Consider the following 26,528-nt stretch of genomic DNA (forward strand, 5'->3'; position numbering starts at 1 on the left):
GAGCGGGCGCGGCGCGGGGCCTGGTCAGCGGTGCACGAGGGCCGGATGGTCCGGGTGGTCGACCCGGACGACCAGGTCGGAGAGGCCGTCGGCCTCCCGCGCGTACCGCTCGTAGGCGGGCAGCTCCCACGCCTGCTCGGGCGGTGTCCGACGGCGGAGCGTGGCCGGCTTGAGCGACAGGTGCACGGCGACGTCGGTATCGAGTCCGCGGCCGATAGCGAGTGAGCCGTCGAGCACAAGAACCGTGCCGGGTGCGGCCTGCACGTAGGCCGCGCGTGTGGCGCGGTCGGTGTCCGGGTCGCGCAGGCTGGGCAGGTACTCCTGCCGTTCGACGACGCGCGTCAACACCTCCCGATTGAGGGAGCCGACGTCGATCCAGTCGTCGAGCAGGCTGTCCGGGTCCTCGCGGCCCCGCTCCAGCCGGAGCGACCGCGAGCGGAGAAAGCCGCTCACGCTGACCCGGGCGGTGGGCCGGCCGGCGGCCTCGAACGGCGCAACGAGAGCGTCGGCCAGCCGCCCGGGATCTGTGGACGGGTGACCGTCGACGAGCAGGCGGACCGGAGCGCCGGATCCGCGCCGGTCCGCCTGCTCGGCGGCGCGGGCGAGGACAAGATCGACGACACGCTCGACGAGCAGCGCCGCACTGACCGGTTCTACGCGTGTGCTCATCGAGGAGTGACCTTATGTCGCCCTGCCTGCGACGGCTAATTCGGTTTCCACACCATGCATCACTCCGGGTGCGCCGCGTTCGATGCTCGCACGGCTGTCGTTCTACTGTGGCTCCATTCGTCCGGATCGGTGTGATGGAGGTCGTCGGCATGGGCACTGTCGAGGCTCCCGGCCTTCGCCTGCCTTCGCCGTTGACGCAGTTGCACGACGATCGCCTGTCGGCCGCGGCTGTGCGGGTGCTGCTCAAGCGGGATGACCTGATCCATCCTGAGCTGCCGGGCAACAAGTGGCGCAAGCTCAAGTACAACCTGGCTGCCGCGCGCGACGCCGGTGCCGAGCGTCTGCTGACGTTCGGTGGCGCGTACTCCAACCACATCCGGGCGGTGGCGGCGGCAGGCCGCATCTTCGGGTTCGACACGATCGGCGTGATCCGCGGCGAAGAGCACCTGCCCTTGAACCCGTCGCTGCAGTTCGCGGTCGAACGGGGCATGCGGCTGAGCTACCTGGATCGGACCACCTACCGCGCTAAGTCCACGGCGACGGTGATCGACCACTTGCATCAACAGTTCGGGGACTTCTACCTGATCCCCGAAGGCGGTAGCAACGCCCTGGCACTACGGGGCTGCGCCGAATTGGTCGAGGAGATCGAGGAGGACTTCGACGTCATCTGCTGCGCCAGCGGCACGGGCGGAACGCTGGCTGGCATCGCCGCTGCCCTGCCTCCTTCTCGCACCGCGGTGGGGTTCTCCGTGCTCAAGGGTGGCGGCTTCCTGCGCGACGACGTCGCCTCCCTCCAGCGTGACGCCTACGGTCGTGTGACGGGGAACTGGTCGATCGAGACCGACTACCACTTCGGCGGCTTCGCCAAGAAGAACGAGACCCTGCGCGGGTTCATCGACGATTTCGAGAGCAGGCACGGTCTGCGGCTGGAGTGGGTGTACGTCGCCAAGATGATGTACGGGCTGTTCGATCTGATCCAGCAGCGCCGGTTCTCGCCGGGCGCGACTGTGGTCGCGGTCGTCACGGGACCGGACTTCGCCACCGACGGATGACCGGCTGGCCGTGCGGTTGGTCAGACCCGCTCGTGGTAGCGACGTTGGACCGACTTCGTGGTCGAGCCTTCCTCCCAGGTGAGCGTCCACTCGCCAGTGTTCACGGTGAAGTCGCGTCCGAAACCGAGCCAGCGGCCGCTCATGTGCCGGCGGCTCGGGTCGATCACAAGCTGAAGAGCCCCGTGGTACGTCGCGCCCCGGTAGTACCCGTCTGGCGCCGTCGTCTCGCTCCAGCTTCCCGTGGCGACGGGCGGGTCCAGGGCGAGCTCGATCCGCACCCGAGAGCCCGTCGAGTGCGGCAGGCTCTGTGCGATGAGCTTGTTCGCGGTCTGCCGGGCCACCAGGTAGTGCTCGTCGACCAGGTCGGCTTCCGCCCTGGCGCTGCGATACACGTACCGGCTGTGCCAGATCCCTTCGAAATCGCCCGATGGCAGCAGGTGCGCACTCGTCGCCGCTCCCGACGATGCCTGGCCGGTCAGCTCGGGTGAAGCCACGGCCAGGGAGAGCCCGGCGCTGAGCTTGAGCAGGAGCGCGCGGCGTTCGTCCAGGCTGCCTATCTGGCGCGACCACTCGGTCGCCAGGCGAGCGATCTCCCCCATGTCGGCGCGCTCCAGTTGCGCCGCCAGCCCTTGAGCGGCCTCAGTGTCGGCGTCACCGGTGCTCGATAGCGCGGCCAGATGGGCGGGATCGAACCCCGCTGAGTCGCCGACGGCCTGGTCCCGCGACCGGAAGTCAGCACCGTCGCTGACCAGGTCGGCCACGCTGCACTCATACAGCTCTGCAAGGCGTGCCAGTACGTCCAACGACGGCGCGTGACCTGTGCGGCTGGGCCACAGCTCCCAGTACGAGAAGTTCTTGTCCGTCTTGGGGTCGTCCGGCCAGCGCTGGTTCCAACGGTCGGCGGCGTCCCGCTGGCTCCAGTCGCGTGCCATCCGCAGTCCGGCGCGGAGGTTGACGTGATACCGCTCGCGGAACACCGAGGCGACCTGAACCCAGGTCTTGTGCTCGGCGCGCAGGGCCGCGGCCAGGTTCCGCTGCTCCTGTCGGACGCTTCTTGTCCCCATTCCCGGTCCCCTCGTTCGGTGGCTCCTACCGAACACGCTCCGGCTCCCGACCGCAAGATATCCCGGTTGAACAGGGAGATCCCGCCTGGCATGTTCACGGATCTGCGGGGTGTCTTGAGCCTCTGACCTGCGGTTTCGTAAAGGCACTGGAGCTTTGCCAGTCCCCGGTCGATACCGCAGCCCGCCAAGGGAGCACCTCCGATGGCCCACACCCCAGCAAGCCCTCCATGCACGACACCAATGGCAGCACGCCGTGGGACCACCAGCGCAGCCTCGCGCCACATGGTCGCCTTGGATGTCGACGGAACCCTCGTTGGTCATGACGGGAGAGTGCCGACCGGGACCGTATCGGCACTGGACCTGGTCCGCGCAGCCGGGCACGAGGTGGTGCTGGCGACGGGTCGGTCTCTGGTGGGGCTGGGGCCGGTCGCTACGCAGCTCGGCCTGATCGACGGCCTCGCGGTGTGCTCGAACGGCGCCCTCACGGTGCGCCTGGACTCGGCGGTTGCCTCTGGCTACGTGATCCAGCACGCCCGCCGATTCGACCCCTCGCCGGTCGTCCGTCGCGCCCTCGACATTGCGCCAGAGGTTCAGATCGGAGTCGAGGACGTCGGCTGGGGCTGGCGCGTGTCCGAGCCGTTCGCGCCCGGGCTGCTCAACGGAGAGCAGAAGCACGTCAGCGTGGTGGATCTGTGCGCAATGCCAGCAACACGGATCGCGCTACACGCCACCGGCATCCGCCAGCACGTCGCGGCTGTGGCCGCTGCCGGGGTGACGGTGATCCCGGGCGGGCAGGACTGGTTGGACCTGACCGCGACCGGCACCGGAAAGGCCCCCGCCCTGGAACACCTCCGCACTCGGCTCGGCATTGAACCTGAGGCAACGGTTGCGATCGGCGACGGACACAACGACCTGGACATGCTCGCTTGGGCTCGCCGTGGTGTCGCGATGGGACAGGCCCCCGAGGAGGTACGACAGGCGGCGGACGAGGTCACCGGCACGATCGGCCAGCACGGGGCCATCGCGGTTCTCCGTTCCCTGCTTCCCGACGACATCCAGACGGACGCGCTCTCACCGCTCGCGGGGCAGCTCGCCGTAGCTGCCCGGACGGCGCCCGACCCACTGGTCCTGCGGGTCTGGCACGAGCACCGCTCAGAGATCGCACGGTGTGACACCGCGGTCCTTCGTGACGGCGTCTGGGTACAACACGGTCCGATCCCCTCCGGTACCGGGGCGACGATGCGCGCAATCGAGCTCGCCGCTCGTGAAGCCGGTCTCGCCTATCCACGCGGCGACGTCGGCCGACGTCGTGCGCACTGGCGCAGCGTGCACGACAGCCGAGGCCGAACCGGGTTCGAGCTGCCCCTTCACACGCGACTCGATGCGCTGACCTCCACAGTCACAGACAGCGGCCCGCACTGACCCGCCGCGCATCGGTGGCCTGTCGAGTAAGCCCGCCGCCCATTTCGGCCGCGGCGCCCACAGCCGTCCGGGATCTACCCGGACTCGATGAGAGGAGAGATAGCGATGGAGAACAACGCGAGCATCACGGCGGCGATGGCGGCCGAACCCATGGAGCAGGAAGTGATCGACCTCGGTGACGTCGTCACGCTCACGGAGGGCAGCAAGAAGAAGGCCGGTACGGAGGACAAGCGGTACACCTACCGCTGATCTGAACGGTGGTGGTCCGGTCGCGAAACCGGGCCACCACCCCGACGTGAAGCTGGGCAGACGAGCAGGAAAGGGACGCAGATGCACTGGATCGCAGGATCGTGCGGCGCCGGAGGGTCTCGGCGCCCGGCTGGTTCCGTACCCGTCGACGGTGCTGTGAACCTTTGGCAGGTCGGTGACCCACCCAGAGCCTGGATACACGTCGCCGGTGGTCCGATGCGGCGTGTCGTCGTCATCGGGACGTGCGGCGTCAGCGACGACGACCTGTACCAACTCGTCTCCTCGGGCGTCCCCGATGACGTGGCCTGGCGGTGGCCCGGCGCGTACGCAGTCGTCGAGCAGACCAACAGGGCCACCACGATCTGGACCGACTTGGCCTGTGCCGTCCCCGTCTACACCACGATGTTGGGCGACACCGTGTACTGGGCCAACACGGCACGCGGCCTGGCCGGGCTGACCGGTGCCACGGTGAACAACGAACGTCTCGCAGCCGAGCTGCTCGCGCCAAGCAGCCCGCTCCTAGCCGGCACCACCACCTACTTCGAAGCCGTCGATCTGGTGCCGCCCGGCCATCGCATACAGATCACCAGTAGCGGGATGACGGTGGCCCGCGTGTGGTGGCCGGGTAGGGCACCGAGCCCTGAGGGCTCGTTCCGCGCGGAACTCGATGCCGCCGTCGGAGTCCGGGTGGACAACGCCGTGTCGCCGTCTGCGGACCTGTCGGGTGGTCTCGACTCCAGCTCGCTCACGCTCCTGGCCGCTCATCGACTCAGCTCAGACCGGTCCGTGGCTGCATTCACGGTCCACGCACCGTTCGACCGCCCAGCCGGAGACGTGTCCTATGCCCTTGAAGCGGCCCAACGACGTGGCGTCGCGCACCATCTGCTCCCACTGCAAGCGGCGCATCTCCCCTACGGCGGCTTGGACGCGATCCCGGCCACCGACGAACCGGCACCGTCAACGCGTGCCTACGCCCGCTTCATGTACCAGATGACCGCGATGGTTGACCGGATGGGCACCGACGCACACCTCACGGGTGACGGCGGGGACTCGTTGCTGGGCACGCCGGACGCGTGGATCGCTGACCTCATCACGGCTCACCGGTACAGCGAGGCGTCCGCTGAGGTACTCCGCCTGGCACGTGCTCGCCGCCGCTCACCACGTCGAATCCTGCACGACGCCCTGGACTTCTTGCATAGCGACCCGGCCCACGCTCTCGTCACCTGGGCGCGGCTCGCGCGCGGTCGGGGAGCCACGAGCAAGACCCTCAAGCGCACCGCGCGCTGGCTGCCACTGCCTGACCAACAAGGTTGGGTCACCGATGCAGCTCGACACCAGGCCGCCACCCGGGCCGACCAGGCGGCCGAGTCAGCCTCGCCTGCACCGAGGGGACAGCAGGCGGTCTGGGACGTCATCGAGCAGATGACCGAGGTCGGACGCACCGCGCACGCCGATGCTCAGCTCGCAGCCGAGCCCGGCGTCCGCCTCCACAACCCGTTCGCCGACTCTCGCGTCATCGACTCCTACCTGTCCGCCGTCGCAGGACAGATGCCGAGCCCGGCCGCCTACAAGCCGGTGCTCCGGGCCGAGATGGGCGGGATCCTGCCGGCCTCGCTGCTGGCACGAACCACCAAGGGCATCTACACCCCCGACTACCACCTCGGACTGCGCGCCCACCTGACCGACCTCAGCAACCTCGCTGACGGCCACCTCGCGGCACTCGGCCTGATCGACCCCGCGGGTCTGGTCGATGCGCTGCGACGGGCTGCCGCCGGACTCACCGGTGGACTCTGGCTCCTAGACGCCGCGATCACCTGCGAGACCTGGCTGCGGGCTCACTACTCCACTGCGCTGCCCGCCTGGGAGAACGTCACAGACCACGTCAGACCGGAGGCGCTCACGCCATGATGCCCACACCCGCTATCCCTGACGTACGGGTCTGCGCGTTCGACAGCATGTCCATCAGGATCGACTACACGACCGGCCACGTCACCGCTGCTACCGGCGCCACAGCCGCGGCGTGGGCACAGGCACCCGGGGCCATCCATGGAACCCACTGGGGTCTGTCATTCGGCACCGAGGAAGCCGACCTCGAACCTAGCCCTACCTCGCGGCCCACCGTCTGGGACGGCGTCACGGCTGCAGCGGCGCTCGTCGTGACGCTCGCGGTCCGCTCACTCGGCCCACGCGAGCGAGCGATGTCACGGCTGACGAGCCTCGCAACGACAGCGGCCAGCCTCACCGCGACGTGGCCGACCACCAACGAGGCGGAACGAGTCGTATCCGCCGTCCGCTGGGTCGCACGCTGGATACCGTTCCGGGTCGCGTGCCTGGAAGAGTCGATCGCCGCCGTCCTGGTCCTGACAGCACGCCGACGCAGAGTGACGTGGTGCCATGGCGTTGCACCCGACCCGGTGCAGTTCCACGCTTGGACCCAGATCCACGGCCTGCCCGTTGCGGAGCCGTCCACGACCAGCCGCTACACCGTCCTGCGCACCATCCCCTGACCCACGTGGAGACCACCATCAACACCACCGCCACCCCCGACCTGTGGCTGACCCACAACGACGTCGGCCTCGGCCCGCTCCGCGCTGACCTCGCCGAGGCCTACTGGCGCTGGGAGAACTCGCTGCCAGTCATGGCCGGCTACGCCCGCCAGACCCCCGAGTCCCTCACCGAACGCACCGCCGGGCTTGAGGCCCAGCTCGAAGGCGGCGCCGACCAGACCCGCTTCACCATCTACCGCCGCCACAACGACACCTGGACACCCGTCGGGATGACGTCCCTGCTCATCGACGACCGCTACCGCACCGGCGAGTTCTTCATCTACATCGGCGACCCCGACCACCGCGGGCACGGCACCGGCACCACCGCCACCACGATGGTCCTGGACTGGGCCTTCCATGTCACCGCCCTGCGCTGCGTCTACCTGGAAGTCCTGGCCAACAACACCGCCGCCATCCGCGCCTACGAGAAGGCCGGATTCCGCACCGTCGGCACCCGACGCCGCACCGGCTCCTGGCTCGGCCAACCCGCCGACGAAGTCATCATGGACGCCATCCCCGAGGAATACGCGGGACCGCGACTCATCGAAGCCGCAATACTCGGCAACGACCCGACGGTCAGGTGACGATCCGGGCAGGCTCAGTTACTCACTCGCGCGTTCTGACAAGCCCACGAGGACCAGCTCTCCGGATGTGGGGCCGGGCTGTACCGTCGGTGGCATCGTCGAACACACGATCGACTCACAGGGGGACTACATGACGCAGACCGATGCGACCACCAGTTCGGCCGGGACGGCGTCGGGCTCGGAGGCCTTGCGGGAGCGCATGATTGCTGAGCTGATCGAGTCCGGTGTGCTCACCGACCCGGTCATCGAGGCAGCGTTCCGTGCCGTACCGCGCGAGGTGTTCACACCGGCCGGTACTCCGGCCGGACTGCCGTATGCGGTCAACGACATTGTGGCGACCCGGTTCAGCGACGACGGCAAGACCCTGTCCTCGCTGTCCGCACCCACGATGCACGCCGGCAACCTGCACCAGGCCCAGGTCCAGGACGGCCAGCGCGTGCTGGAGATCGGGTCCGGAGGACCGAACGCGGCCATGCTCGCCCACCTCGTCGGACCCACCGGCCAGGTGGTCACCGTCGACATCGACCAGGACGTCACCGCCCGCACCCGTACCGGTCTGGAACGTCTCGGCCTGGCCGACCGTGTCGAGGTCCTCACCGCCGACGCGGCCGAGCCCCTGCGCCGTGGCGTGTTCGACCGGATCATGATCACCGTCTCCCCCTGGTCCCTCCCCCAGCCCTGGGTTCAGCAGCTCGCGCCCGACGGGATCCTGGTCGTCCCGCTCCAGCTCGCACCAGGCCTGCAACGCATCATCGGGTTCCGCAAACGCGACGGGCGCCTGATCTCGGAATCCACCGTGCCCGGCGGGTTCGTCCCCCTGCAAGGCGCCGGACTGTACAACCCACCCTCGGTTCGGCTGACCGGCCCGTCCGGCAAACCCGTCACGTTCCAGTTCGCCAACCAGATCCCTCAAGGGTTCGCGGTATCGGACGACGTCCTGGCCTGCGAACCGGTCGAGGCCTGGTCCGGAGTGACCTACCAGAACAACACCATCTGGCTCGACCTACTCACCTACCTCCTGGTCCAACCACACGCCTGCGCGATCGACGCCCAGGACCCGGCCGACCGCGGCTCGGACAAGTCCTTCTACCCCGCGCTGGTCGACGGGGCATCGTTCGCGGCCCTGCACCGCCGCCCCGCCACCCCAACCACGGTCGAAGTCGGCGCCATCGGCAAAGGCCCCCACGCCACGCGCATCACCCGCCGCCTCGCCGACACCATCGCCCACTACGGGGCCAACCACCGCGGCACCGAACCACTCTTCCAATGGTGGCCCACCAGCACCCAACCCCACGACATCCCGCCGCCGGCGACCGTCCTGCCACGCCCACACGGCACACTGACCATCAGCTGGGCCGTAACGGGGCGCCGGTGACGCGGCCCTTCGACAGTGCCAGGGCGGGGTGATCAACCCACCGGGCCGACCCCGACTCCAAACTGGACCTACAGGTCCGCCCGCCGCGAACTGATGACCCCCGTGTTGAACCCCGCCAGATGCAGCCCCCCGTGGAACCGCGCGTGCTCGATCTTGACGCACCGGTCCATCACCACGTTCAGCCCGGCGGCCTCGGCCTTGCGCGCTACGTCCTCGTGCCACGAGCCGAGCTGCAGCCACAGCGTCTTCGCGCCGACGGCCAGCGTGTCCTCCAGCACGCTCGGCAGGTCGTCGTGCCGCCGGAAGACGTCCACGAGGTCGGGCACGACCGGCAGGTCGGCCAGGCTCGGGTACACGGGATGCCCCAGGATCTCGGTCGCCCGCGGGTTCACGAAGTACACGTCGTACGCGGACGAGGAGAGCAGGTACGTCGCCACGAAGTAGCTCGCGCGGGACGGGTTCGCCGACGCGCCGACCATCGCTATCGACCTGGTCGAACGCAGGATCCGCAGCCGCTCGGGCGCGCTGGGGCCCTGCCAGGTCCTCGTGGTCTCGCTCATCGGTTCACCCCGGTCGCCTTGGTCAGTGCCTGGTCGAGGTCCCAGAGGATGTCCTCGACGTCCTCCAGGCCCACGGAGATGCGGATCAGGTCCTCCGGCACGCCCGCCGCCTCGAGCTGTGCGGCCGAGAGCTGCTGGTGCGTGGTCGACGCCGGGTGGATCACCAGCGTGCGCGCGTCCCCGACGTTCGCCAGGTGGGACGCGAGCTGCAGCGACTCGATGAACAGCCGCCCGGCTTCGCGACCGTCCGGCACGCCGTCGGCCGCGGGGACGCGCAGGCCGAACGCGAAGACCGAACCCGGCCCCAGCGGCAGGTACTTCTGCGCCCGCTCGTGGTGGGGGTGGGACGGAAGGCCCGCCCAGAGCACGTACGAGACGCGCGGGTCGGTCTCGAGCCACTCGGCGACGGCGCGGGCGTTCACCAGGTGCGCGTCCAGGCGGTGCGGCAGCGTCTCGACACCCTGCAGGAGCTGGAAGGCGGACTGTGCGGAGAGCGCAGGGCCGATGTCGCGGAGCTGTTCGGAGCGCAGCTTGGTGAGGAAGCCGTACTCGCCGAAGTTCCCCCACCAGCTCACGTTCCCGTAGGACGGCACGGGCTCGGTCATCTGCGGGAACTTCCCGTTGCCCCAGTCGAACCGGCCGGACTCCACGACCACTCCGCCCAGCGTCGTGCCGTGTCCGCCGAGGAACTTCGTCGCGGAGTGGATCACGATGTCGGCGCCGTGCTCGATCGGCCGCACCAGGTACGGCGTGGCGAGCGTCGCGTCCACGACCAGCGGGACGCCCGCGGCGTGCGCCACCTCGGCGAGCCCTTCGAGGTCGGCGATCTCGCCCGACGGGTTCGCCACGACCTCGGTGTACAGCACCTTGGTCTCGGGCGTGATCGCCGCGGCGTAGTCCGCGGGGTCCGTGCCCGGCACGAACGTCGTCTCCACGCCGAACCGGCGCAGGGTCACGTCGAGCTGCGTCACCGTGCCGCCGTAGAGCTGCGCAGACGCGACCACATGGTCACCCGCCCCCACGAGCGCGGCGAACGTGATGAACTCGGCCGACATGCCGGACGCCGTCGCGACCGCGCCGATGCCGCCCTCCAGCGAGGCGATGCGCTCCTCCAGCGCCGCGACGGTCGGGTTGCCGATGCGCGAGTAGATGTTGCCGTACTTCTGCAGCGCGAAGAGGTTCGCGGCGTCGTCGGTGTCCTGGAACACGAACGACGTGGTCTGGTAGATCGGCACGGCCCGCGCCCCGGTCGCGGCATCGGGGATGCCTCCCGCGTGCAGGGCCCGCGTGCGGAACCCGAAGGTGTGCTCTGTCATCGTCCTGCCTTCCGTCCTGAGTTCTCGCGCCCGGCGTCCGACGTCGTCCACGGCCCGGAGGCCATCATGCCCACCTCCGCAGCAGGCGTCGTTCCGCCAGGCCGATCAGCGCGTCCGTCAGCTTGCCCAGCACCGCGAGCAGCACGATCGCCAGCAGGATGCGGTCGACGCGACCATTCTGCTGGGAGTCGTTGAGCAGGAAGCCCAGGCCCATCGACGACGCGATGAGCTCGGCGGCCACGAGGAACAGCCACGACTGGGCGAGCGCGAGCCGGAGCCCCGCCACGAGCGACGGCAGCACCGCAGGGAGCTGGACCACCGACAGGAGTCGGAGGCCGCGCAGCCCGAAGGCCCGCCCCGCCTCGACCAGGTGCGGGTCCACGTGCCGCAGCGCCGCCGAGATGGTCGTGTACACCGGGAAGAACGCGCCGATCGCGATGAGCGTGATCTTGGACTCCTCGCCGATCTTGAGCCAGAGGATCAGGAGCGGCACCCAGGCCAGCGAAGGCACGGCGCGGATGGCGCCCAGCGTGGGCGCGAGCAGGAGGTCGCCGAGCCGCGACAGCCCCACCAGCGAGCCGACGGCGAGACCGGCCGCAGCGCCCGCCGCGAACCCGATGAGCACGCGCTGCGTCGAGATCGCCACGTGGTGTCCGAGCTGGCCGCGGTCGACGAGGTCGACGGCGGCGTCCCACACCGCCACCGGGCCGGGAAGCTGGTACGACGGCACCAGCCCGGCCGCCGTCGTCCCCCACCACACCGCGAGGAGTGCCGCCGGGACGAGGAGGCCCAGCGCGACCCGGGCGGCACGGCCGATGCCCGGCCGTGCCGCACGCGGTCCGTCCGGCGAGGCGGCATCGCGCGGGGCGGCATCGCGCGACACGGCGCCCGCGGCGTCGGGTGCCGGCGACGCAGCGGCCGCCTGCCCGGCGTCCGCCGGCCGCGCCTCACCCATCCGAGACCACCGCCTCCTGCGCGAACTCGGGCGCGAAGAGCTCGTCGAGCGCGGTGTCGACGTCGGACTGGGCGGCGACGTCGCCCGACTCGACGAAGATCGGGCCGACGACCTCCAGCACGGCACGCTGCTCGTCGCCGGGAACCGGGTCGAGGTCGAGCACCGTACGCTCCTCGATCACCGTCGACGCGACCTCCGGGTCGATCGAGGCGACGTCCGCCAGCAGCGCGGAGAGCTCCTCCGGGTTCTCCAACGCCCAGGCGCGTGCCCGCTCGTAGGCGTCGACGACGGCCTGCGTGACGTCCGGGTGCTCGTCCACGAACTCCTCGCGCGCGTTGAGGAACCCGTAGGTGTTGAAGTCGATGTTCCGGTAGATCAGCTCGTCCCCCGACTCGGCCTCGGCCGCCGCCATGATCGGGTCGAGCCCGGCCCACGCGTCCACGGAGCCGTTGTCGAGCGCCGCCCGGCCGTCGGCGTGCTGCAGGTTCTGCACCTCGACGTCGTCGAGCGGGATGCCGGCCTCGTCGAGCGTCTGCAGTAGGAAGAAGTACGGGTCGGTGCCCTTGGTGGCGGCGACCGAGGCGCCCGCCAGGTCGGCGACGTCCTGGATCTCCGAGTCCCCTGGCACCACGATCGCCGACCACTCGGGCTGGCTGTAGATGTCGACGGTCCGGATGGGCGAGCCGTTGGCCCGCGCCAGGAGCGCGGCCGAGCCGGCCGTCGAGCCGAAGTCGATCGCCTCCGCCCGCAGGTTCTCGTTCGCCGTGTTGGACCCGTCGGACTGCACCCAGGTGACCTCGACGCCGTCGAGCTCCTCCTCCAGCCAGCCCTGCTCGCGGACCACGAGGCTGAGCGGGTTGTACGTCGCGAAGTCGATGTTCAGGGTGTCCGTGCTCCACTCGCCCGCCCCGCCGGCTGCGCCGTCGGTGGCCGAACCCTCGCCCGCCACACAGCCGCTCATCGCCATCGCCGAGACCAGGGCCAGGCCGGACGCCAGCACGGTGTACCTACGGTTACGCATGGGTTCGTTCCTCTCGCTGCCCGACGGCGGCCGGCGGGCTCGGGTCTCGGGATCAGTGGTCTCGGTGGTGGTGGGTCGGCACGCCGAGGCCGTCGAGCAGCTCGGCGCGCAGCTCGGCCAGGTCCCGGGCGGCGCGGTCGCGCGGCCGGGCGCCCGGGACGTCGAGGATCCGCGCGATGCTGGACGTCCGGCCGCCGTCGGAGGGGCGGCCGTCGGATGCCTCGCTGCCGGACGCGTCGCCGCTGGGCGCCTCGCCGTCGGGCGCCGCGCCGTCAGGCAGGGTGCGGAACAGCACCACGCGGTCGGCGAGGTAGAGCGCCTCCTCGACGTCGTGCGTGACCAGCAGGACCGTGGCGGGCTGCGCGGCGTGGACGTCCAGCAGAAGGTCCTGCATGCGCAGCCTGGTCAGCGCGTCGAGGGCGCCGAAGGGCTCGTCGAGCAGGAGGACGCCGGGGTTGCGCGCGAGCGCCCGGGCGAGCGCGGCGCGCTGCGCCATCCCGCCGGAGACCTGACGCGGCAGCAGCCCCGCCGACGCCCCCAGCCCGACCAGGTCGAGCAGCCGCGCCACGCGTGCCCGCCCGGCGTCCTTCGCCGTACCCGGCGGCAGGCCCAGCGCGACGTTCTGCGTGAGCGTGCGCCACGGCAGGAGGCGCGGCTCCTGGAAGGCGACGGCGGTGCGCGGATCGGCGCCGACGACGGGCGCGCCGTCGATCGTCACCCGGCCGGACGTCGGGGCGTCGAGGCCGCTGACCTGGCGCAGCAGCGTCGACTTGCCGCAGCCAGACGGCCCGAGCACCACGACGATCTCGCCGGGCGCTACCTCAAGGTCTACGCCGCGCAGGACGGTGCGCGTTCCGCGATCGCCCCGCGCCGCTCCCGGGCCGTGCGCTCGGCCGCGCGTCCGGCCCGACGCCGGGAACGCTCGCGCCACGCCGTCGAGGCGGACGGGCAGGGCCGGGGTAGCGAGGGACGCGTCAGCCGCGCGCCGCGAGGTCCCCGGGACGGCAGGCGCGCCGGTCGGCCCAGCGCCGGACGACGACGTGGACGAGGCGGTGAACGAGACAGTATCGATGGGCCCCATAGAACCGGACGATAAGAGCCGGGCACCAGAGCCTTCCATGATGTGAGACCACGATATGGACAGGCCGCGGCCACCCCCGCTCGCTGCTCTCAGCGATTTCCGGTGACGGGTGTCAGACCCCCCGAGTACGTTGAGCCGGTGACCCAGCCCTATCTCCGGTACCCCCACATCCATGGCGACCAGGTCGCGTTCGTGGCCGACGACGACGTCTGGCTCGCCCCCGTATCCGGCGGCCGCGCCTGGCGCCTGACCAGCGACCACGCACCCGCGGCCACGCCGCGCTTCTCCCCCGACGGCGCACGCGTCGCCTACGTGTCGCACAAGGACGGCCACCCAGAGGTCTACGTGATCGAGCTGGCGGACGGCGCGACGCGGCGCCTGACCTGGTTCGGCGGCCTCACGGCGATGGTGCTCGGCTGGGACGACGCCGGCCGGGTGCTCGTCGCGTCCAACGCCGGCACCCCCGAGCGGTCGCTGACGGTGGTCCGCGCGGTCGGGCTCGACGGCGCCGTCGAGACCCCGCGCTACGGGCCCGCCTGGGGCGTCGCCGAGCACCGCGGGCCGGACGGCGCGCGCACGACGGCGCTCGTCTCGGCGGGCTACCGCACCCCCGCGTACTGGAAGCGGTACCGCGGCGGCACGGCGTCCGTGCTGTGGATCGACCGGGGCACCGCCGACGGCGCGGCCGACTGGCAGCGTCCCCTGCCCGGCGACACCGCGGGGACCTACGACCCCATCTGGATCGGCGACGCGCTGGTCTTCACGTCCGACCGCGCGGCGACCTTCCCCGACCACGCCGACGAGCAGGCGAACCTGTGGGTGTGGGACGGTCTCGCGACCGGCACGCCCGCGCCCGAGCCCCGGCAGCTCACTCGCCAGACGGAGGCGGAGGGGTACGTCCGCGACGCGACGTCGGACGGCGCCCGGATCGTGTGGCACAGCCGCGGCGACCTCTGGCTGCTCGACGGGCTGGACGGCACACCGCGCCGCCTCGACATCACGCTCACAGGCGCGCTCCCGCAGCCGTACTCGGCCGGCCCGGACTCGACGCCGGGCAGCATCGACGGGCTCGCCGTCGACAAGAGCGGCGACGCGAGCGTCGTCGGCTGGCTCGGTACCGCGTTCTGGGTGACCCACCGCGCGGGGCCGGCCCGGGCGCTCGTCGCCGACCCGTCGGTCCGCGTGCGCGAGCCGGCACTGCTCGGCGACACCGGGCGCGCGGTGGTGGTGACGGATGCGCCGCGCGAGCTCTCCGGCGAGAGCGGCGAGGGCGGGGCTGCAGGCGGTGCGCCGCGCGTGAGCAGGGAGGACACACTCGAGATCCACGCCCTGCCCGGTGCGTCCGGCGTCGCCCCGGACGTGGCGCCGCAGCGCCTCGCGGCCGGCGAGCTCGGCCGGGTGCTGCACCTGGCCGCGAGCCCGTCGGGCGACCAGGTCGCCGTCGTCTCGCACGACGGCCGGGTCAGTGTGGTCGCGGTGCCCGAGGAGACGGATGCCGGCCCGGACGGGACCGCCGTCGCGCCCGGGACGATCACGCTGCTCGGCCGGTCCGTCAACGGCGAGGCGGAGTCCCCGACGTTCTCGCCGGACGGGCGGTACCTCGCGTGGTCGAGCCCGACCGGGATCGAGGGCGACCACCACCAGCTCCTCGTCGCGGACCTACGGGCCGAGAACCCCACGGCGACGCCGCTGACGTCCGGCCGGTTCCACGACTTCTCCCCGGCGTTCAGCGACGACGGCAAGTACGTCGTGTTCCTCTCGGACCGCACGTTCGACCCGTCCTACGACTCGCACGAGTTCGCCCTGTCGTTCAGCGCGGCCACCCGGCCGTGGCTGATCCCGCTCGCGGCGACCGAGCCGGCGCCGTTCGGGCCGAGCGCCGACGGGTGGCGCCTGGGCAAGCAGGACGAGAAGGACGGCGACAAGGGCAAGGACGGCGGCGACGCGGCCGACGGGAAGCCCTCCGACGGCAAGGACGAGCAGGACGACGCGCCGCCCACCTCCCCCGACATCGACTTCGACGGCGCGGAGGAGCGCGTGGTGCCCTTCCCGGTGACGTCGGGCCGCTACCGCGACCTGCTCGCCGCCAAGGGCGGTGTGCTCTGGGTGCACGAGACCGATGACGCGGGCGTCCTGGGCTCCCGGCACGCCGCCACCGAGGACGACCCGGCGCCCAACACGCTGCAGTTCTGGTCGTTCGAGGCCCGCAAGACCAGGGACATCGCCGAGAAGGTGAGCTCGTACGCGGTGTCGGGCGACGGCGAGCGCGTGGTCATCCGGTCGGGGTCGAGCCTCAGCACGCAGTCGGCCACGAGCAAGCCGGGCGACGACGACCCGAGCGCCTTCGACATCGACCTCTCCCGGGTCCGCTACGAGGTGGACCCGCGTGCCCAGTGGCACCAGATGTTCGACGAGAACGCCCGCATCATGCGCGACCACTACTGGCGGGCGGACATGAACGGCGTCGACTGGGACGCCGTCGTGGCGCGGTGGCGGCCGCTCGTTGACCGGATCGCGACGCACGACGACCTGGAGGACGTGCTCTGGGAGACGGTCGCCGAGCTCAACACGTCGCACGCCTACATCCGCCGGCCGCAGGAGCCGGGCGACACCTCGCGCAAGCTCGGCCTGCTCGGCGCGGACCTCACCCGGACCCCTGACGGCTGGCGGATCGACCGGGTGCTGCCGAGCGAGTCGTCCGACCCGGGAGCGCGGTCGCCGCTGCGCGCCGCCGGCGTCGACGCGCGGCCGGGCGACCTGATCGTCGCCGTGGACGGGCGGCCGGTGGACCCGGTGGCGGGTCCGGCGGCGAACCTGGTCGGCGCGGCCGAGATTCCGGTCGAGCTCACGCTGCGGCGGCCCGCGGTCGCCGGGGCGGGCGGCGAGCCGGACGGCGTAGGGACTGGCGACGCGACGACGGCGGGCGCCGAGCCGGGCGACGCGGGGACGGCGGACGCCGGAGCGGGTAGTAGGGCCGACGGCGCGGGGACGGCGGGTACCGACCGGCGCGTCGTCGTCGTGCCGCTGGCCAACGAGTCCGACCTGCGGTACCAGGACTGGGTGCGGTCGCGCCGCGAGTACGTCGCCGAGAAGTCGGGCGGACGGCTCGGGTACGTGCACGTCCCGGACATGATGAGCACCGGCTGGGCGCAGCTCCACCGCGACCTGCGGCTCGCCACGGAGTGCGAGGGCATCGTCGTGGACGTGCGGTTCAACGGCGGCGGGCACACCTCGCAGCTCGTCATCGCGCGGCTCGCCGCGCGGGTCGCGGGCTGGGGGCTGAACCGGCACTACGACCGCCCCAGCCCGTACCCGGACCGCGCACCGCGCGGCCCGGTCGTGCTCGTCACCAACGAGTACGCGGGGTCCGACGGCGACATCGTGAACGCGGCGGCGCAGGCCCTCGGCGTCGGACCGGTCGTCGGGGTGCGGACCTGGGGCGGCGTGGTCGGCATCGACGGCCGCTTCGACCTCGTGGACGGCACCGGCATCACGCAGCCGCGCTACGCCTTCTGGCTCGAGGGCAAGGGCTTCGACGTGGAGAACTACGGCGTGGACCCCGACATCGAGGTGCGGCACACGCCCGCCGACTACTTCTCCGACGTCGACCCGCAGCTCGATGCCGGTATGGCCGAGGCGTTCCGCCGGCTCGCCGAGCGGCCGGCGGCCGCCCCGCCGGCGCTGCCGGAGCCGAAGGTGCGCCGACGGTCGTGACCCGAGGCGTGTCGGACGTGCGGTCGCCGGGGTGACCTGCACGTCCGACACAGCCGGACCGGGAAGGCGGTCGGTGACGACCAGCCGTCGATGACGAGCGGACGGCAGGGGCTGGTCAGGCGACGGCGGGCGGCCGGTCCGGCGACGGCAGGCGGCCCGTCAGTCGCGGGTGGCCTGGACGAAGGTGATCGGCCCGTAGCGGTGCTCCACGTGGGCCACCTCGCGGGCGTCGGTGAACCCGGCGTCGGTGAGGAGGCGCACCAGGCCGCCCTCCAGGTTCCGCGCGGTGTGCGGGTTGGTCGCGACGCCGGAGTGGTGGTGGGCCGCGCCGCTGTGCCCATGCGCGCCGTCGTGCCCGTGCCCGCCGTTGTGGCCGGCGCCGCCGTGGCGGTGCAGCCTGCCGTGGCCATGCCCACGTCCGCGCACCCGGCCGTACCAGTGCGGATACTCCTGCTTGCCCTCGGGTCCTGGGTCCTTCGCGTCGCCCATGCTCCCGAAGTCGACGATCGTGACCTTCCCGCCCGGCCGGAGCACGCGGTAGGCCTCGCGCGCGAAGAGGACCCGTCCCTCGTCGGGCACGTGGTGCAGGGCGAGCGCGGACACGATGTGGTCGAGCGCGCCGTCGCCGGTGGGCAGCCGGTCGGCGAAGCCCTGCACGAGGGTGAGCGGGACGCGGCGGCGTCTGGCCTTACGGGCCGCGATGCGCAGGGCGCCGGCGTCGGGGTCCAGGCCGGTGACCCGGGCGGCAGGCTGCGCGCGCAGCATCGCGAGCGACAGGTTCCCCGTGCCGCAGCCGACGTCGAGCACGGACTCGCCGGGCGCGACGTCCGCGAGCGCCGCCGTGCGGTCGTGCAGGGGCCGCGCGCCGGTGAAGCGCGAGAACACGTCGTAGAACGGGAGCAGCCAGGGCTTGCCCATGCCGGGCAGGAACTCGCGGGCGCGCTCCTCCGGGGTGCGGTGGTCGAAGATCCGCACGGTCGTGTCGTTCATCCGGGTGCCTTCCGTCCGGGCGCTGCCCCGGTGCTGGGCGTCGCGCAGGTAGTGAGCCGAGCGGCGGTGAGCGTTGCGCCGGTCGTGGACGGGGCGCCGGCAGCGGGCCGGAACGCCGAGCCCACGCTGCGGGCCTCGCTCCCGTCCAGCGTCGGACATCCTGCGGTATGGCGGCAGGACGGAAGTCGGTGGCGGTTGCACGATCCTCGGATGAGCGCCTGCGGCGGAACGTCGGGTAGCGTCGAAGACGTCCTGCGGGCGACCAGTGACGGAAGGCGGCTCGGTGACGATGGCGCAGTCCTCGGGCAGGCCCCCGTACCAGCTCCGCACCGTCCGCCCGGACGGCACCCCCGTGTACCGGTACTCGCCTCGTCCGGGCCGGCCGCCGATCCGGATCGTCCGGATCGACTTCGACGTCGACCACCCGCACCTGCCGCCCGACCACCGGCACGCGCACGACTTCTTCGTGCTGGTCTACATCGAGCGGGGCGGGGGTGCCGTGACGTTCGACAGCCGGACCACACCGCTGCGCGACGGCGACCTGCACGCGATCCCGCCGGGACAGGCGATCGGTGCGGCGACGCTCGCCGACCTGCGGCACTGCCGGGCATGGAGCGTCGCCTTCACGCCCGACGCCGTCCCCTCGCTCGCCTCGGTCTCGCCGCTCGCCTGGGCGCACCACCCGCTTCTGGCGCTGTTCGCCACCGACCACGCCGTGGGCCTGGCCCCAGGCCCGGCCGCGAACACGACGGCGGCCACGGAAGCCACGGAAGCCACGGAAGCCACGGAAGCCACGGAAGCCACGGAAGCCACGGAAGCCACGGAAGCCACGGACAAAACCACCAGCACGAGCGCAAAGCTCCAAACGCTGGCCACCACAGCGAGCACCAGCGTCCCGAAAGCCGACCGCCCCCGCTGGTCGGCCTGGATGACCGAGCTGGCGGAGGAACTCGCCGAGCCGGAGCGGATCGGGGCGCGCGACGCGGCGTCGGCCCTGCTCACGCGGATCCTGATCGCGGCGGCACGCCTGGCGCCGTCGGCCCCTGTGCCGCCGGACCCGCTCGTGACGCGGGTCTTCGACGAGATCGAGGCCACCTTCCGCGGCCCGGTCTCCGCGGCCGACGTCGCCCGGGCGCTGGGCTACACGCCCGGCCACCTCACCACGGTGGTCCGCGAGCGCACGGGGCGCACCCTCCTCGACTGGATCACCGAGCGCCGGCTGACCGAGGTGCGCCGGATGCTGCGCGACACCGACCTGCCGCTCGCCGTGGTCGCCGCGCGCACGGGCCTGCGCGACGCGACCTACCTGGTCCGCCGGTTCAAGGACCGGTACGGGATCACGCCCGACCGGTGGCGGCGGAACGAGCGGGCCTGAGCGAGCGAGGGTGAGTTCGGCCCTGCTATCGGCTAGTTTTGGGGCACGCATCGGCACGGCCGATGTGTGCCACTTCCATCGAACGGAGTCCTCACCATGTCTCGCAACCGCGCCTTCGTCCCGGTCGCAGCGGCCTCGGCCGCCCTCCTGGCCCTGACCGGCTGTGGTGGTTCCGGCGAGTCGGGCGGCGCGGGCGAGGAGTTCGGCCTCGTGTCCGGGGACACCCTGACGGTCGCCACCGAGGGCACCTACCGGCCGTTCAGCTACCACGACGAGTCGGGTGAACTCGTCGGGTACGACGTCGAGGTCGCCGAGGCCGTCGCCGAGAACCTAGGCCTGGAGATCGAGTTCCAGGAGACCCAGTGGGACGCGATCTTCACGGGCCTGGACGCCGGCCGCTTCGACACCATCGCGAACCAGGTGACCATCACCCCGGAGCGCGAGGCCGACTACGTCTTCTCGACGCCGTACACCGTGTCCACGGGCGTGCTCGTGGTGCAGGCCGACAACAACGACATCACCAGCTTCGCGGACCTCGACGGCAGGACCACCGCCCAGTCGCTCACGAGCAACTGGCGCGACCTCGCCGAGGAGAACGGCGCCCAGATCGAGGGTGTGGAGGGCTGGGCACAGGCCGTCGCCCTGCTGGAGCAGGGCCGCGTGGACGCCACCATCAACGACAGCCTGACCTACCTCGACTACGCCAACACCGACGACGCCTCGGGGATCAAGGTCGCGGCGGAGACCGAGGAGGAGTCCCAGTCGGCGTTCGTCGTCACGCCGGAGCGCGAGGCCCTCATCGAGGCGATCGACGGCGCGCTCGACGACCTGCGCGCCGACGGTACGCTCGCCGAGCTGGGCGAGAAGTACTTCGGCGAGGACGTGTCCGAGTAGTCCATGGACTGGCAGCTCATCGCCGACTCGTTCTGGCCGCTGCTGCAGGGCGGCCTGGTCGGCACCATCCCGCTGGCGCTGGCGTCGTTCGCGATCGGGCTCGTGCTCGCGCTCCTCGTGGCGCTGCTGCGGCTGTCGCCGAACCCGGTCCTGTCGTGGGTCGGCCGCGCGTACGTCTCGCTGATCCGCGGCACGCCGCTGCTGGTGCAGCTCTTCGTGATCTTCTACGGCATGCCGTCGGTGGGGATCCTGCTGGACCCGTGGCCCGCCGCGATCATCGCGTTCTCGATGAACGTGGGCGGCTACGCGGCCGAGGTGATCCGCGCCGCGATCCTGTCCGTGCCCAAGGGCCAGTGGGAGGCGGGCTGGACGGTGGGCATGTCCCCCGGCCGGTCGCTGCGCCGGATCATCCTGCCGCAGGCGGCGCGCGTGTCGGTGCCGCCGCTGTCGAACACGTTCATCTCGCTGGTCAAGGACACGTCGCTCGCGTCGCTCATCCTGGTGACCGAGATGTTCCGCAGGGCGCAGGAGATCGCCGCGTTCTCGAACGAGTTCATGACGGTCTACGTCGAGGCGGCCCTCATCTACTGGCTGTTCTGCACGGTGCTCGCCACCGGCCAGAACGCACTCGAGAAGAGGCTGGACCGGTATGTCGCCCACTGACCGCACGCCCCGCGACGGGTCCGGGAACCTGCTGACCGCCCGCGGCCTGCACAAGTCGTTCGGCGCCAACCACGTGCTGCGCGGCGTGGACCTGGACGTGCGACGGGGCGAGGTGATCGCGCTGATCGGCCCGTCCGGCAGCGGCAAGACGACGGTCCTGCGCTCGCTCAACGGCCTGGAGACCCCCGACGCCGGGGTGCTGGAGCTCGACGGCGGTCCGGCGATCGACTTCGGCGCGCAGGCGGCGGCCGCCCTCGGACGGCGGACCGGCGCCGACGACGTCGAGGCGAACGCGGCCGCCGGCACCCCAGCCGACGGGGGGCCTGGCGCCGATGCTTCGGCCGACGGCGGCCCTGGCGCCGGTGCTCCGGCCGACAGCGACCCTGGCGCCGGTGCTCCGGCCGACGGCGGCCCGACGTGGGGCACCCCGACCGAGGGCGACCCTGCCACCGACGACCGCGGTCCGGCGTCCGACACCCCGACCGACGGCGACCCTGCCACCGACGACCGCGGCCCGGCGTCCGACACCCCGACCGCCGGGGCCGGCTCCGGCTGGTTCGCGCGCCGCGCCGCCCGCCGTCGGGCCAAGGCCGACCGCGCCGCCCTGCGCGACCGGTCCGCGATGGTGTTCCAGCACCACAACCTGTTCCCGCACCGCACCGTGCTGGAGAACGTGATCGAGGGCCCCACCCAGGTCCAGCGGGTCCCGCGCGCGACGGCGGTCGGCCGCGCCGAGGAGCTGCTGGCCCGCGTCGGTCTCGCCGACAAGCGCGACGCCTACCCACACGAGCTGTCCGGGGGGCAGCAGCAGCGCGTAGGGATCGTGCGCGCGCTCGCGCTCCAGCCGGACCTTCTGCTGTTCGACGAGCCGACGTCGGCCCTGGACCCCGAGCTCGTGGGTGAGGTGCTGACCGTGATGAAGGAGCTTGCCGAGGAGGGCTGGACCATGGTGGTGGTCACCCACGAGCTGTCCTTCGCGCGCCAGGTGGCGAACGAGGTGCTGTTCCTCGACGGCGGCGTGGTGGTCGAGCGCGGCACCCCGGACCAGATCTTCACTGCCCCGACGGAGGACCGCACGCGCCGCTTCCTGAACCGGATCTTGCACCCGCTCGACTGAGCTGTTGGCGGCCCTGTGTGCCTCAGGAAATCGGCAGTTGGCATCGAGATCGGCTCAGGCCTGGACCGATCTCGATGCCAACTGCCGACCTCGCGGCCCAACTGCCGACCTCGCGGCTGCAGGTGCGCAGGTCACCTCAGTGACTCGCACGGTTGACCCGTGTCAGGCGACCGCCGCGCGGTGGCGCACCGCGTAGCCCAGCGCGAACATGCACAGGGCGGCGGCAGCGGCCGCTGCCCCGAGCAGGTCGAGCCAGGCCGCACCGTACGGCAGCACCGACGCCCCGACGACGGGCGCGAGCGCGATCCCGACGTACATCGCCGTCGAGTACCAGGACAGGGACACCCCGGCGACGGCGGGGTCGACGTCGACCAGGCGGTGCTGGATGGGGACGAGGGCGGCGGCGGTGGCCAGGCCCCAGACCGCGAACAGGACGGCCGTGCCGAGGTACGAGCCCTCCGCCGCGAACAGCGCGACGAGCGAGACGACCACCGCGGCGAGGGCGGTGAGCGCGGTGGGCCGCGCGCCGAGCCGGTCGGTGAACGACCCGCCCAGCCAGTTGCCGACCAGGCCGGCGACGCCGAAGACCAGCAGGAGGGCCGCGAGCGCCGTGCCGCTGCCGCCGGTCGCGCTCCGCGTCACGGCCGAGCTGAAGATGTAGACCAGGTTGAACGCCGTGGTGAACAGCAGGGCCGTCAGCAGGGCGAGGCCGATCCTGACGTCGCGCAGCACAGCGAACCGGGCGGCGAGCCCAGGCACGGCGGCGGTCGGCACGTCGCGCGTGAGGAGCGCGACGGCCGCGGCGAGCGCCGCCGCGAGCCCGGCGAGGATGCCGAGGGCGAGCCGCCAGCTCCCGAGGGCGGCGAGCGCCGTGCCCAGCGGTGAGCCGACGGCGGTCGCGAGCATGAACCCGAGGCCGATCACGCCGAGCGCGCGCCCGCGCTGCTCGGCGGGCACGAGGGTGGGGGCGACCGCCATCGCCGCGGGCATGAGCGCGGCCCCGCCCAGCGCGGCGACGATCCGGCCGGCCGTGAAGACCGCGAGGTCGCCGGCGATGGCCGAGAGCGCGATCCCCGCGGCGATGAGCCCCATGCCCGCGCCCATCAGGGCGGCGCGCGACGCCCGGGCGAACAGGACGGAGACCACGGGTGCGAGCACCGCGACGATGACGGCGTACCAGGAGATCGAGTAGCTGACCGAGCTGGTGGTCGCGCCGAGCCCGGTCGCGATCTGCGGAAGGACGCCGGCGATGACGAAGGCGTTGGTACCGACCACGAACAGCGCCGCGGCGATCAGGCCGATCCGGAGATAGGCGCCGCGCAGCGAGTATGATTGTTCGATGAACGTCATACCGTTGAGCGTAGTGAACCGTTCGACGGTTGTCGAACTGTTTGGACTGGCGGGCGCGGAGGCGGGTCATGGGTGACTACCCCAGCCCGGACATGTCCGAGGTCGAGCTGGTGGACGTGCTCCGGGCGCTGGCCGACCCGGTGCGCCTGGACCTGGTCCGCAAGCTGGCCGACGGCAGGCCGTACCCCAAGGGCGAGTGCACCATGGGCCTCGACCTGTCGAAGTCGACCACGTCGTACCACTTCCGCACCCTGCGGGAGTCGGGGCTCACGCGCACGATCGTGCACGGCCGCACCCACGACATCCAGCTCCGGCGCGACGAGCTCGACCGGAAGTTCCCCGGCCTGATCGAGGCGGTCCTGCGCGACGGGCCTGAGCGCGGCGACGCGCCTGAGTGAGCCCATCGCGCGGCGAGGTGGTCGTGCTCGACTCCGCCCCACCGCGGCTACCACGGTGCGGCTCCGACGCCGGCCCGCGACCACCGCAGTACAGTTTCCGACGCCAGCCCGCGGCTACCGCAGGTTCCAGCGCCACCCGCGGCCATGGCGGGTTCCAGCGCCGCCCACGACTACCGCGGCGCGGGTTCCAGCGCCGCCAGCACCTCGTCCCGGCTCGGGCCCGCGGCGTCCAGCACCACCCGGCCCGGCCGGGCACTCAGCACGACGACGCGGTCGGCCAGGGCGAGCGCCTCGTCGACGTCGTGCGTCACGAGCACCACTGCCCGCTGCCCGGCCTCGAAGCCGGGTGCCGGATGAAGCCCCGCGAGCCCTACCCCCGCCAGCCACTCGTTCATCCGCCGCCGCGTGATCGGGTCGAGCGCGCCGAACGGCTCGTCGAGCAGCAGCACCGGACGCCCGGCCAGGCACGTCCGGAGCAGCGCGAGCCGCTGCCGCATGCCGCCCGACAGCTCGTGCGGCCAGGCGCGCTCGAAGCCCGCCAGGCCGAACGTCTCGAACAGCTCGGCGGCGCGCGCCTCGGCGTCGGACCGCGGGATGCGGGCGATCCGGGCGCCGAGCAGCGCGTTGGACCACGCGCGGCGCCACGGCAGCAGGCCGTCCCACTGCGGCATCCACGCGGTCGCCCGCCCGCCGCCCGCGGCCCACGAGGTCCTGGCTCGGAGCTTCGCAGAGGCCCCGGGCGCGGCTCCGCCGTCCGGCAGGGTGGGCAGCGTGAGCGTGCCCGACACGGTCGCATCGGGCGGCAGCAGGCCGCCGAACGCGCGCAGCAGCGTCGACTTACCGCACCCGGACGGGCCGACGACGGCGACGAACTCGCCGTCGGCCACCGCGAGGTCCACCCCGTCGAGGGCCACGACGTCGCCGAACCGCACGGTCAGCCCGCGCGCCGCCAGCACGCTCACGGCTGATCGCTCCGCCCACTGGCGCCGGCGACGGCACCGGTCTGGGCGCCCGCGCCGTCCGGCACGGCGCCGGCCTGCCTGTTCGCACCGTCCGGCCAGGCACTGGTCTGCCCGGTCGCACCGGCCTGCCCCGCACCGGCCTGCCCGCTCGCGCCGTTCTGTCCGTCCGCGCCGTCCTGTCCGTCGGCGCCCGGCAGATAGTCGTCAGTCCACGCCGCGTCGGTGTCGAAGCCGGGCTCGGTCAGGCCCTCGTCCTCCAGGAATCCGACGAACTCGTCCCACACCTCGGCCCGCTGCGCACCCCAGTCGCCCGACGCGTACCGCGGGCCCAGCCACCGCGCGCTCGCCGAGACCAGCTCCGGGTCGAGCTCGGGCGCCGCCCCCAGCAGCGTCTGCGCCGCGCGGTCGGGGTCGGCCGCCGCCGCCTCGTACCCACGCGCGAGCGCCGCCAGGAACCCGCGCGCGACGTCCGGCTCCTCGTCCAGCAGCGTCCGGGACGTCGCGACGAGCGGCGTGTACCAGTCGGGGATGCAGTCGAAGTGGTCCCGGAACGCGATGGTGTCGACGTCGAGCCCGTCCACCTCGCCCAGCCGGATCGTGTCCCAGGCGTCGAACACCCAGGCGGCGTCGAACTGGTCCTCGGTGAGGCCGATGCGGAAGTCGTCGCTGAGCAGCGGCGTGAACTCCACCTGCGCCGGGTCGCCGCCGTCGCACTCCACGAGCTTGCTGATCAGGGCCTTCTCCAGCTCGGACTCGTAGGAGCCGTACCGCTTGCCCGCCAGGTCGCGGGGCCGGGTGATGCCGTCGTCCGCCAGGCTGATCAGGGAGGACGTGTTGTGCTCGATGACCGTGGCGACCGAGACGACGTCGGCCCCCGCGGCCCGGGCCGGGACCAGACCCTCCGCGACGGAGTAGGCGAAGTCGGCCTGGCCGGCCGCGACGAGCTGCAGCCCGGACGTGTCGCCGGGCTCCACGATCTCGACGTCGAGCCCTTCCTCCTCGAACCAGCCCTCTGCCTGGGCGAGGTAGAGGCCGGAGTGGTTGGTGTTGGGCGTCCAGTCGAGCACGACGGTGACCTCGCGCAGGTCGCCGGACGCCGCGCCGTCGCCCTGGGCGGCCGGGCCCGACGCGCCGGCCGCGCCGCAGCCGGCGAGCGCCAGCACCGCGAACG

23 protein-coding genes and 2 pseudogenes are annotated in these 26,528 nt (G+C 72.2%); 14 read left to right on the forward strand and 11 right to left on the reverse strand.

The window, feature by feature from the left end; translation table 11 throughout:
* Positions 1 to 24: 24 nt before the first annotated feature.
* Entirely contained in the window at positions 25 to 669 is a 645-nt protein-coding gene (locus AC0QU1_RS25530; protein ID WP_483573447.1) for a nucleoside/nucleotide kinase family protein, read from the reverse strand.
* 149 nt (positions 670 to 818) lie between these two features.
* On the opposite strand from AC0QU1_RS25530, the gene AC0QU1_RS25535 reads away from it, so the two are divergent.
* On the forward strand, positions 819 to 1,721 hold the full coding sequence (locus tag AC0QU1_RS25535) for a 1-aminocyclopropane-1-carboxylate deaminase/D-cysteine desulfhydrase (protein WP_483573448.1): 903 nt from the start codon (positions 819 to 821) through the stop codon (positions 1,719 to 1,721).
* Positions 1,722 to 1,741: 20 nt separating this feature from the next.
* Here AC0QU1_RS25535 and AC0QU1_RS25540 read toward each other — a convergent pair whose 3' ends face one another.
* Positions 1,742 to 2,698 (reverse strand): hypothetical protein, encoded by a 957-nt coding sequence (locus AC0QU1_RS25540; RefSeq protein ID WP_483573449.1) that lies wholly within the window; start codon positions 2,696 to 2,698, stop codon positions 1,742 to 1,744.
* 369 nt (positions 2,699 to 3,067) lie between these two features.
* Here AC0QU1_RS25540 and AC0QU1_RS25545 point away from each other — a divergent pair, with 369 nt between their 5' ends.
* From AC0QU1_RS25545 to fxlM, 6 genes are all read left to right on the forward strand, one after another.
* Positions 3,068 to 4,207, forward strand: a complete 1,140-nt coding sequence (locus tag AC0QU1_RS25545) for an HAD family hydrolase (protein WP_483573450.1) — start codon at positions 3,068 to 3,070, stop codon at positions 4,205 to 4,207.
* An 87-nt stretch (positions 4,208 to 4,294) separates the two neighbouring features.
* Positions 4,295 to 4,456 (forward strand): albusnodin family lasso peptide, encoded by a 162-nt coding sequence (locus AC0QU1_RS25550; protein WP_483616335.1) that lies wholly within the window; start codon positions 4,295 to 4,297, stop codon positions 4,454 to 4,456.
* An 81-nt stretch (positions 4,457 to 4,537) separates the two neighbouring features.
* Positions 4,538 to 6,364 carry an albusnodin/ikarugamycin family macrolactam cyclase gene (locus AC0QU1_RS25555; RefSeq protein WP_483573452.1) on the forward strand — a complete coding sequence of 609 codons (1,827 nt, stop codon included), beginning with the start codon at positions 4,538 to 4,540 and terminating at the stop codon, positions 6,362 to 6,364.
* Between the two features lie 47 nt (positions 6,365 to 6,411).
* Positions 6,412 to 6,963: a lasso peptide biosynthesis B2 protein gene (locus tag AC0QU1_RS25560; protein ID WP_483573453.1), complete on the forward strand. Its 552-nt coding sequence runs from the start codon at positions 6,412 to 6,414 to the stop codon at positions 6,961 to 6,963.
* 5 nt (positions 6,964 to 6,968) lie between these two features.
* Complete coding sequence (locus tag AC0QU1_RS25565) at positions 6,969 to 7,586, forward strand: GNAT family N-acetyltransferase (protein WP_483573454.1); 618 nt, start codon at positions 6,969 to 6,971, stop codon at positions 7,584 to 7,586.
* Between the two features lie 130 nt (positions 7,587 to 7,716).
* On the forward strand, positions 7,717 to 8,961 hold the full coding sequence (gene fxlM, locus AC0QU1_RS25570; RefSeq protein ID WP_483573455.1) for a methyltransferase, FxLD system: 1,245 nt from the start codon (positions 7,717 to 7,719) through the stop codon (positions 8,959 to 8,961).
* Positions 8,962 to 9,029: 68 nt separating this feature from the next.
* Here the strand turns inward: fxlM and AC0QU1_RS25575 are convergent, their stop codons facing one another.
* The 5 genes from AC0QU1_RS25575 to AC0QU1_RS25595 form a co-directional block, all read right to left on the reverse strand.
* Entirely contained in the window at positions 9,030 to 9,521 is a 492-nt protein-coding gene (locus AC0QU1_RS25575) for a CoA-binding protein (RefSeq protein ID WP_483573456.1), read from the reverse strand.
* Entirely contained in the window at positions 9,518 to 10,837 is a 1,320-nt protein-coding gene (locus AC0QU1_RS25580) for an O-acetylhomoserine aminocarboxypropyltransferase/cysteine synthase family protein (protein WP_483573457.1), read from the reverse strand. The genes AC0QU1_RS25575 and AC0QU1_RS25580 overlap by 4 nt, the downstream gene beginning before the upstream one ends.
* A gap of 64 nt (positions 10,838 to 10,901) precedes the next feature.
* Complete coding sequence (locus AC0QU1_RS25585) at positions 10,902 to 11,792, reverse strand: ABC transporter permease (protein ID WP_483573458.1); 891 nt, start codon at positions 11,790 to 11,792, stop codon at positions 10,902 to 10,904.
* On the reverse strand, positions 11,785 to 12,813 hold the full coding sequence (locus tag AC0QU1_RS25590; protein ID WP_483573459.1) for an aliphatic sulfonate ABC transporter substrate-binding protein: 1,029 nt from the start codon (positions 12,811 to 12,813) through the stop codon (positions 11,785 to 11,787). Before AC0QU1_RS25590 ends, AC0QU1_RS25585 begins: the two co-directional genes overlap by 8 nt.
* A 52-nt stretch (positions 12,814 to 12,865) precedes the next feature.
* A complete protein-coding gene (locus AC0QU1_RS25595; protein ID WP_483573460.1) occupies positions 12,866 to 13,894 on the reverse strand; it encodes an ABC transporter ATP-binding protein in 1,029 nt (342 codons plus the stop codon).
* Positions 13,895 to 14,032: 138 nt separating this feature from the next.
* Here AC0QU1_RS25595 and AC0QU1_RS25600 point away from each other — a divergent pair, with 138 nt between their 5' ends.
* Positions 14,033 to 17,608 (forward strand): S41 family peptidase, encoded by a 3,576-nt coding sequence (locus AC0QU1_RS25600; protein ID WP_483573461.1) that lies wholly within the window; start codon positions 14,033 to 14,035, stop codon positions 17,606 to 17,608.
* Between the two features lie 159 nt (positions 17,609 to 17,767).
* Here the strand turns inward: AC0QU1_RS25600 and AC0QU1_RS25605 are convergent, their stop codons facing one another.
* On the reverse strand, positions 17,768 to 18,598 hold the full coding sequence (locus tag AC0QU1_RS25605) for a class I SAM-dependent methyltransferase (RefSeq protein ID WP_483573462.1): 831 nt from the start codon (positions 18,596 to 18,598) through the stop codon (positions 17,768 to 17,770).
* Between the two features lie 289 nt (positions 18,599 to 18,887).
* On the opposite strand from AC0QU1_RS25605, the gene AC0QU1_RS25610 reads away from it, so the two are divergent.
* The 5 genes and pseudogenes from AC0QU1_RS25610 to AC0QU1_RS25630 form a co-directional block, all read left to right on the forward strand.
* On the forward strand, positions 18,888 to 19,973 hold the full coding sequence (locus AC0QU1_RS25610) for an AraC family transcriptional regulator (RefSeq protein WP_483576596.1): 1,086 nt from the start codon (positions 18,888 to 18,890) through the stop codon (positions 19,971 to 19,973).
* A 96-nt stretch (positions 19,974 to 20,069) separates the two neighbouring features.
* A complete protein-coding gene (locus AC0QU1_RS25615) occupies positions 20,070 to 20,867 on the forward strand; it encodes an amino acid ABC transporter substrate-binding protein (RefSeq protein WP_483573463.1) in 798 nt (265 codons plus the stop codon).
* Between the two features lie 3 nt (positions 20,868 to 20,870).
* Positions 20,871 to 21,530 carry an amino acid ABC transporter permease gene (locus tag AC0QU1_RS25620; protein WP_483573464.1) on the forward strand — a complete coding sequence of 220 codons (660 nt, stop codon included), beginning with the start codon at positions 20,871 to 20,873 and terminating at the stop codon, positions 21,528 to 21,530.
* Positions 21,517 to 21,762: pseudogene (locus AC0QU1_RS25625) on the forward strand (ATP-binding cassette domain-containing protein); the annotation flags it as partial. The gene AC0QU1_RS25620 and the pseudogene AC0QU1_RS25625, both read left to right, overlap by 14 nt.
* Positions 21,763 to 22,110: 348 nt before the next feature.
* Positions 22,111 to 22,647, forward strand: a pseudogene (locus AC0QU1_RS25630) (amino acid ABC transporter ATP-binding protein); the annotation flags it as partial.
* A 162-nt stretch (positions 22,648 to 22,809) separates the two neighbouring features.
* Here AC0QU1_RS25630 and AC0QU1_RS25635 read toward each other — a convergent pair.
* Positions 22,810 to 23,997 carry an MFS transporter gene (locus AC0QU1_RS25635; protein ID WP_483573465.1) on the reverse strand — a complete coding sequence of 396 codons (1,188 nt, stop codon included), beginning with the start codon at positions 23,995 to 23,997 and terminating at the stop codon, positions 22,810 to 22,812.
* A 68-nt stretch (positions 23,998 to 24,065) separates the two neighbouring features.
* On the opposite strand from AC0QU1_RS25635, the gene AC0QU1_RS25640 reads away from it, so the two are divergent.
* Complete coding sequence (locus AC0QU1_RS25640) at positions 24,066 to 24,395, forward strand: ArsR/SmtB family transcription factor (protein WP_483573466.1); 330 nt, start codon at positions 24,066 to 24,068, stop codon at positions 24,393 to 24,395.
* 170 nt (positions 24,396 to 24,565) lie between these two features.
* Here AC0QU1_RS25640 and AC0QU1_RS25645 read toward each other — a convergent pair whose 3' ends face one another.
* Both AC0QU1_RS25645 and AC0QU1_RS25650 read right to left on the reverse strand, forming a co-directional pair.
* The gene (locus AC0QU1_RS25645; protein ID WP_483573467.1) at positions 24,566 to 25,357 is read right to left on the reverse strand and encodes an ABC transporter ATP-binding protein; all 792 of its coding nucleotides are present in this window, start codon (positions 25,355 to 25,357) and stop codon (positions 24,566 to 24,568) included.
* Positions 25,354 to 26,520 (reverse strand): ABC transporter substrate-binding protein, encoded by a 1,167-nt coding sequence (locus AC0QU1_RS25650; protein ID WP_483573468.1) that lies wholly within the window; start codon positions 26,518 to 26,520, stop codon positions 25,354 to 25,356. The genes AC0QU1_RS25645 and AC0QU1_RS25650 overlap by 4 nt, the downstream gene beginning before the upstream one ends.
* Positions 26,521 to 26,528: the final 8 nt, after the last annotated feature.

The sequence above is a fragment of the Promicromonospora noduliphila genome (genome assembly GCF_056951025.1).

Coding starts and splice junctions, on each gene's coding strand:
- AC0QU1_RS25530 (WP_483573447.1), bottom strand. CDS start 669: ATGAGCACACGCGTAGAACCGGTCAGTGCGGCGCTGCTCGTCGAGCGT.
- AC0QU1_RS25535 (WP_483573448.1), top strand. CDS start 819: ATGGGCACTGTCGAGGCTCCCGGCCTTCGCCTGCCTTCGCCGTTGACG.
- AC0QU1_RS25545 (WP_483573450.1), top strand. CDS start 3,068: ATGGTCGCCTTGGATGTCGACGGAACCCTCGTTGGTCATGACGGGAGA.
- AC0QU1_RS25550 (WP_483616335.1), top strand. CDS start 4,295: ATGAGAGGAGAGATAGCGATGGAGAACAACGCGAGCATCACGGCGGCG.
- AC0QU1_RS25555 (WP_483573452.1), top strand. CDS start 4,538: ATGCACTGGATCGCAGGATCGTGCGGCGCCGGAGGGTCTCGGCGCCCG.
- AC0QU1_RS25560 (WP_483573453.1), top strand. CDS start 6,412: ATGTCCATCAGGATCGACTACACGACCGGCCACGTCACCGCTGCTACC.
- fxlM (WP_483573455.1), top strand. CDS start 7,717: ATGACGCAGACCGATGCGACCACCAGTTCGGCCGGGACGGCGTCGGGC.
- AC0QU1_RS25575 (WP_483573456.1), bottom strand. CDS start 9,521: ATGAGCGAGACCACGAGGACCTGGCAGGGCCCCAGCGCGCCCGAGCGG.
- AC0QU1_RS25580 (WP_483573457.1), bottom strand. CDS start 10,837: ATGACAGAGCACACCTTCGGGTTCCGCACGCGGGCCCTGCACGCGGGA.
- AC0QU1_RS25585 (WP_483573458.1), bottom strand. CDS start 11,792: ATGGGTGAGGCGCGGCCGGCGGACGCCGGGCAGGCGGCCGCTGCGTCG.
- AC0QU1_RS25590 (WP_483573459.1), bottom strand. CDS start 12,813: ATGCGTAACCGTAGGTACACCGTGCTGGCGTCCGGCCTGGCCCTGGTC.
- AC0QU1_RS25595 (WP_483573460.1), bottom strand. CDS start 13,894: ATGGGGCCCATCGATACTGTCTCGTTCACCGCCTCGTCCACGTCGTCG.
- AC0QU1_RS25605 (WP_483573462.1), bottom strand. CDS start 18,598: ATGAACGACACGACCGTGCGGATCTTCGACCACCGCACCCCGGAGGAG.
- AC0QU1_RS25610 (WP_483576596.1), top strand. CDS start 18,888: ATGGCGCAGTCCTCGGGCAGGCCCCCGTACCAGCTCCGCACCGTCCGC.
- AC0QU1_RS25615 (WP_483573463.1), top strand. CDS start 20,070: ATGTCTCGCAACCGCGCCTTCGTCCCGGTCGCAGCGGCCTCGGCCGCC.
- AC0QU1_RS25620 (WP_483573464.1), top strand. CDS start 20,871: ATGGACTGGCAGCTCATCGCCGACTCGTTCTGGCCGCTGCTGCAGGGC.
- AC0QU1_RS25635 (WP_483573465.1), bottom strand. CDS start 23,997: ATGACGTTCATCGAACAATCATACTCGCTGCGCGGCGCCTATCTCCGG.
- AC0QU1_RS25640 (WP_483573466.1), top strand. CDS start 24,066: ATGGGTGACTACCCCAGCCCGGACATGTCCGAGGTCGAGCTGGTGGAC.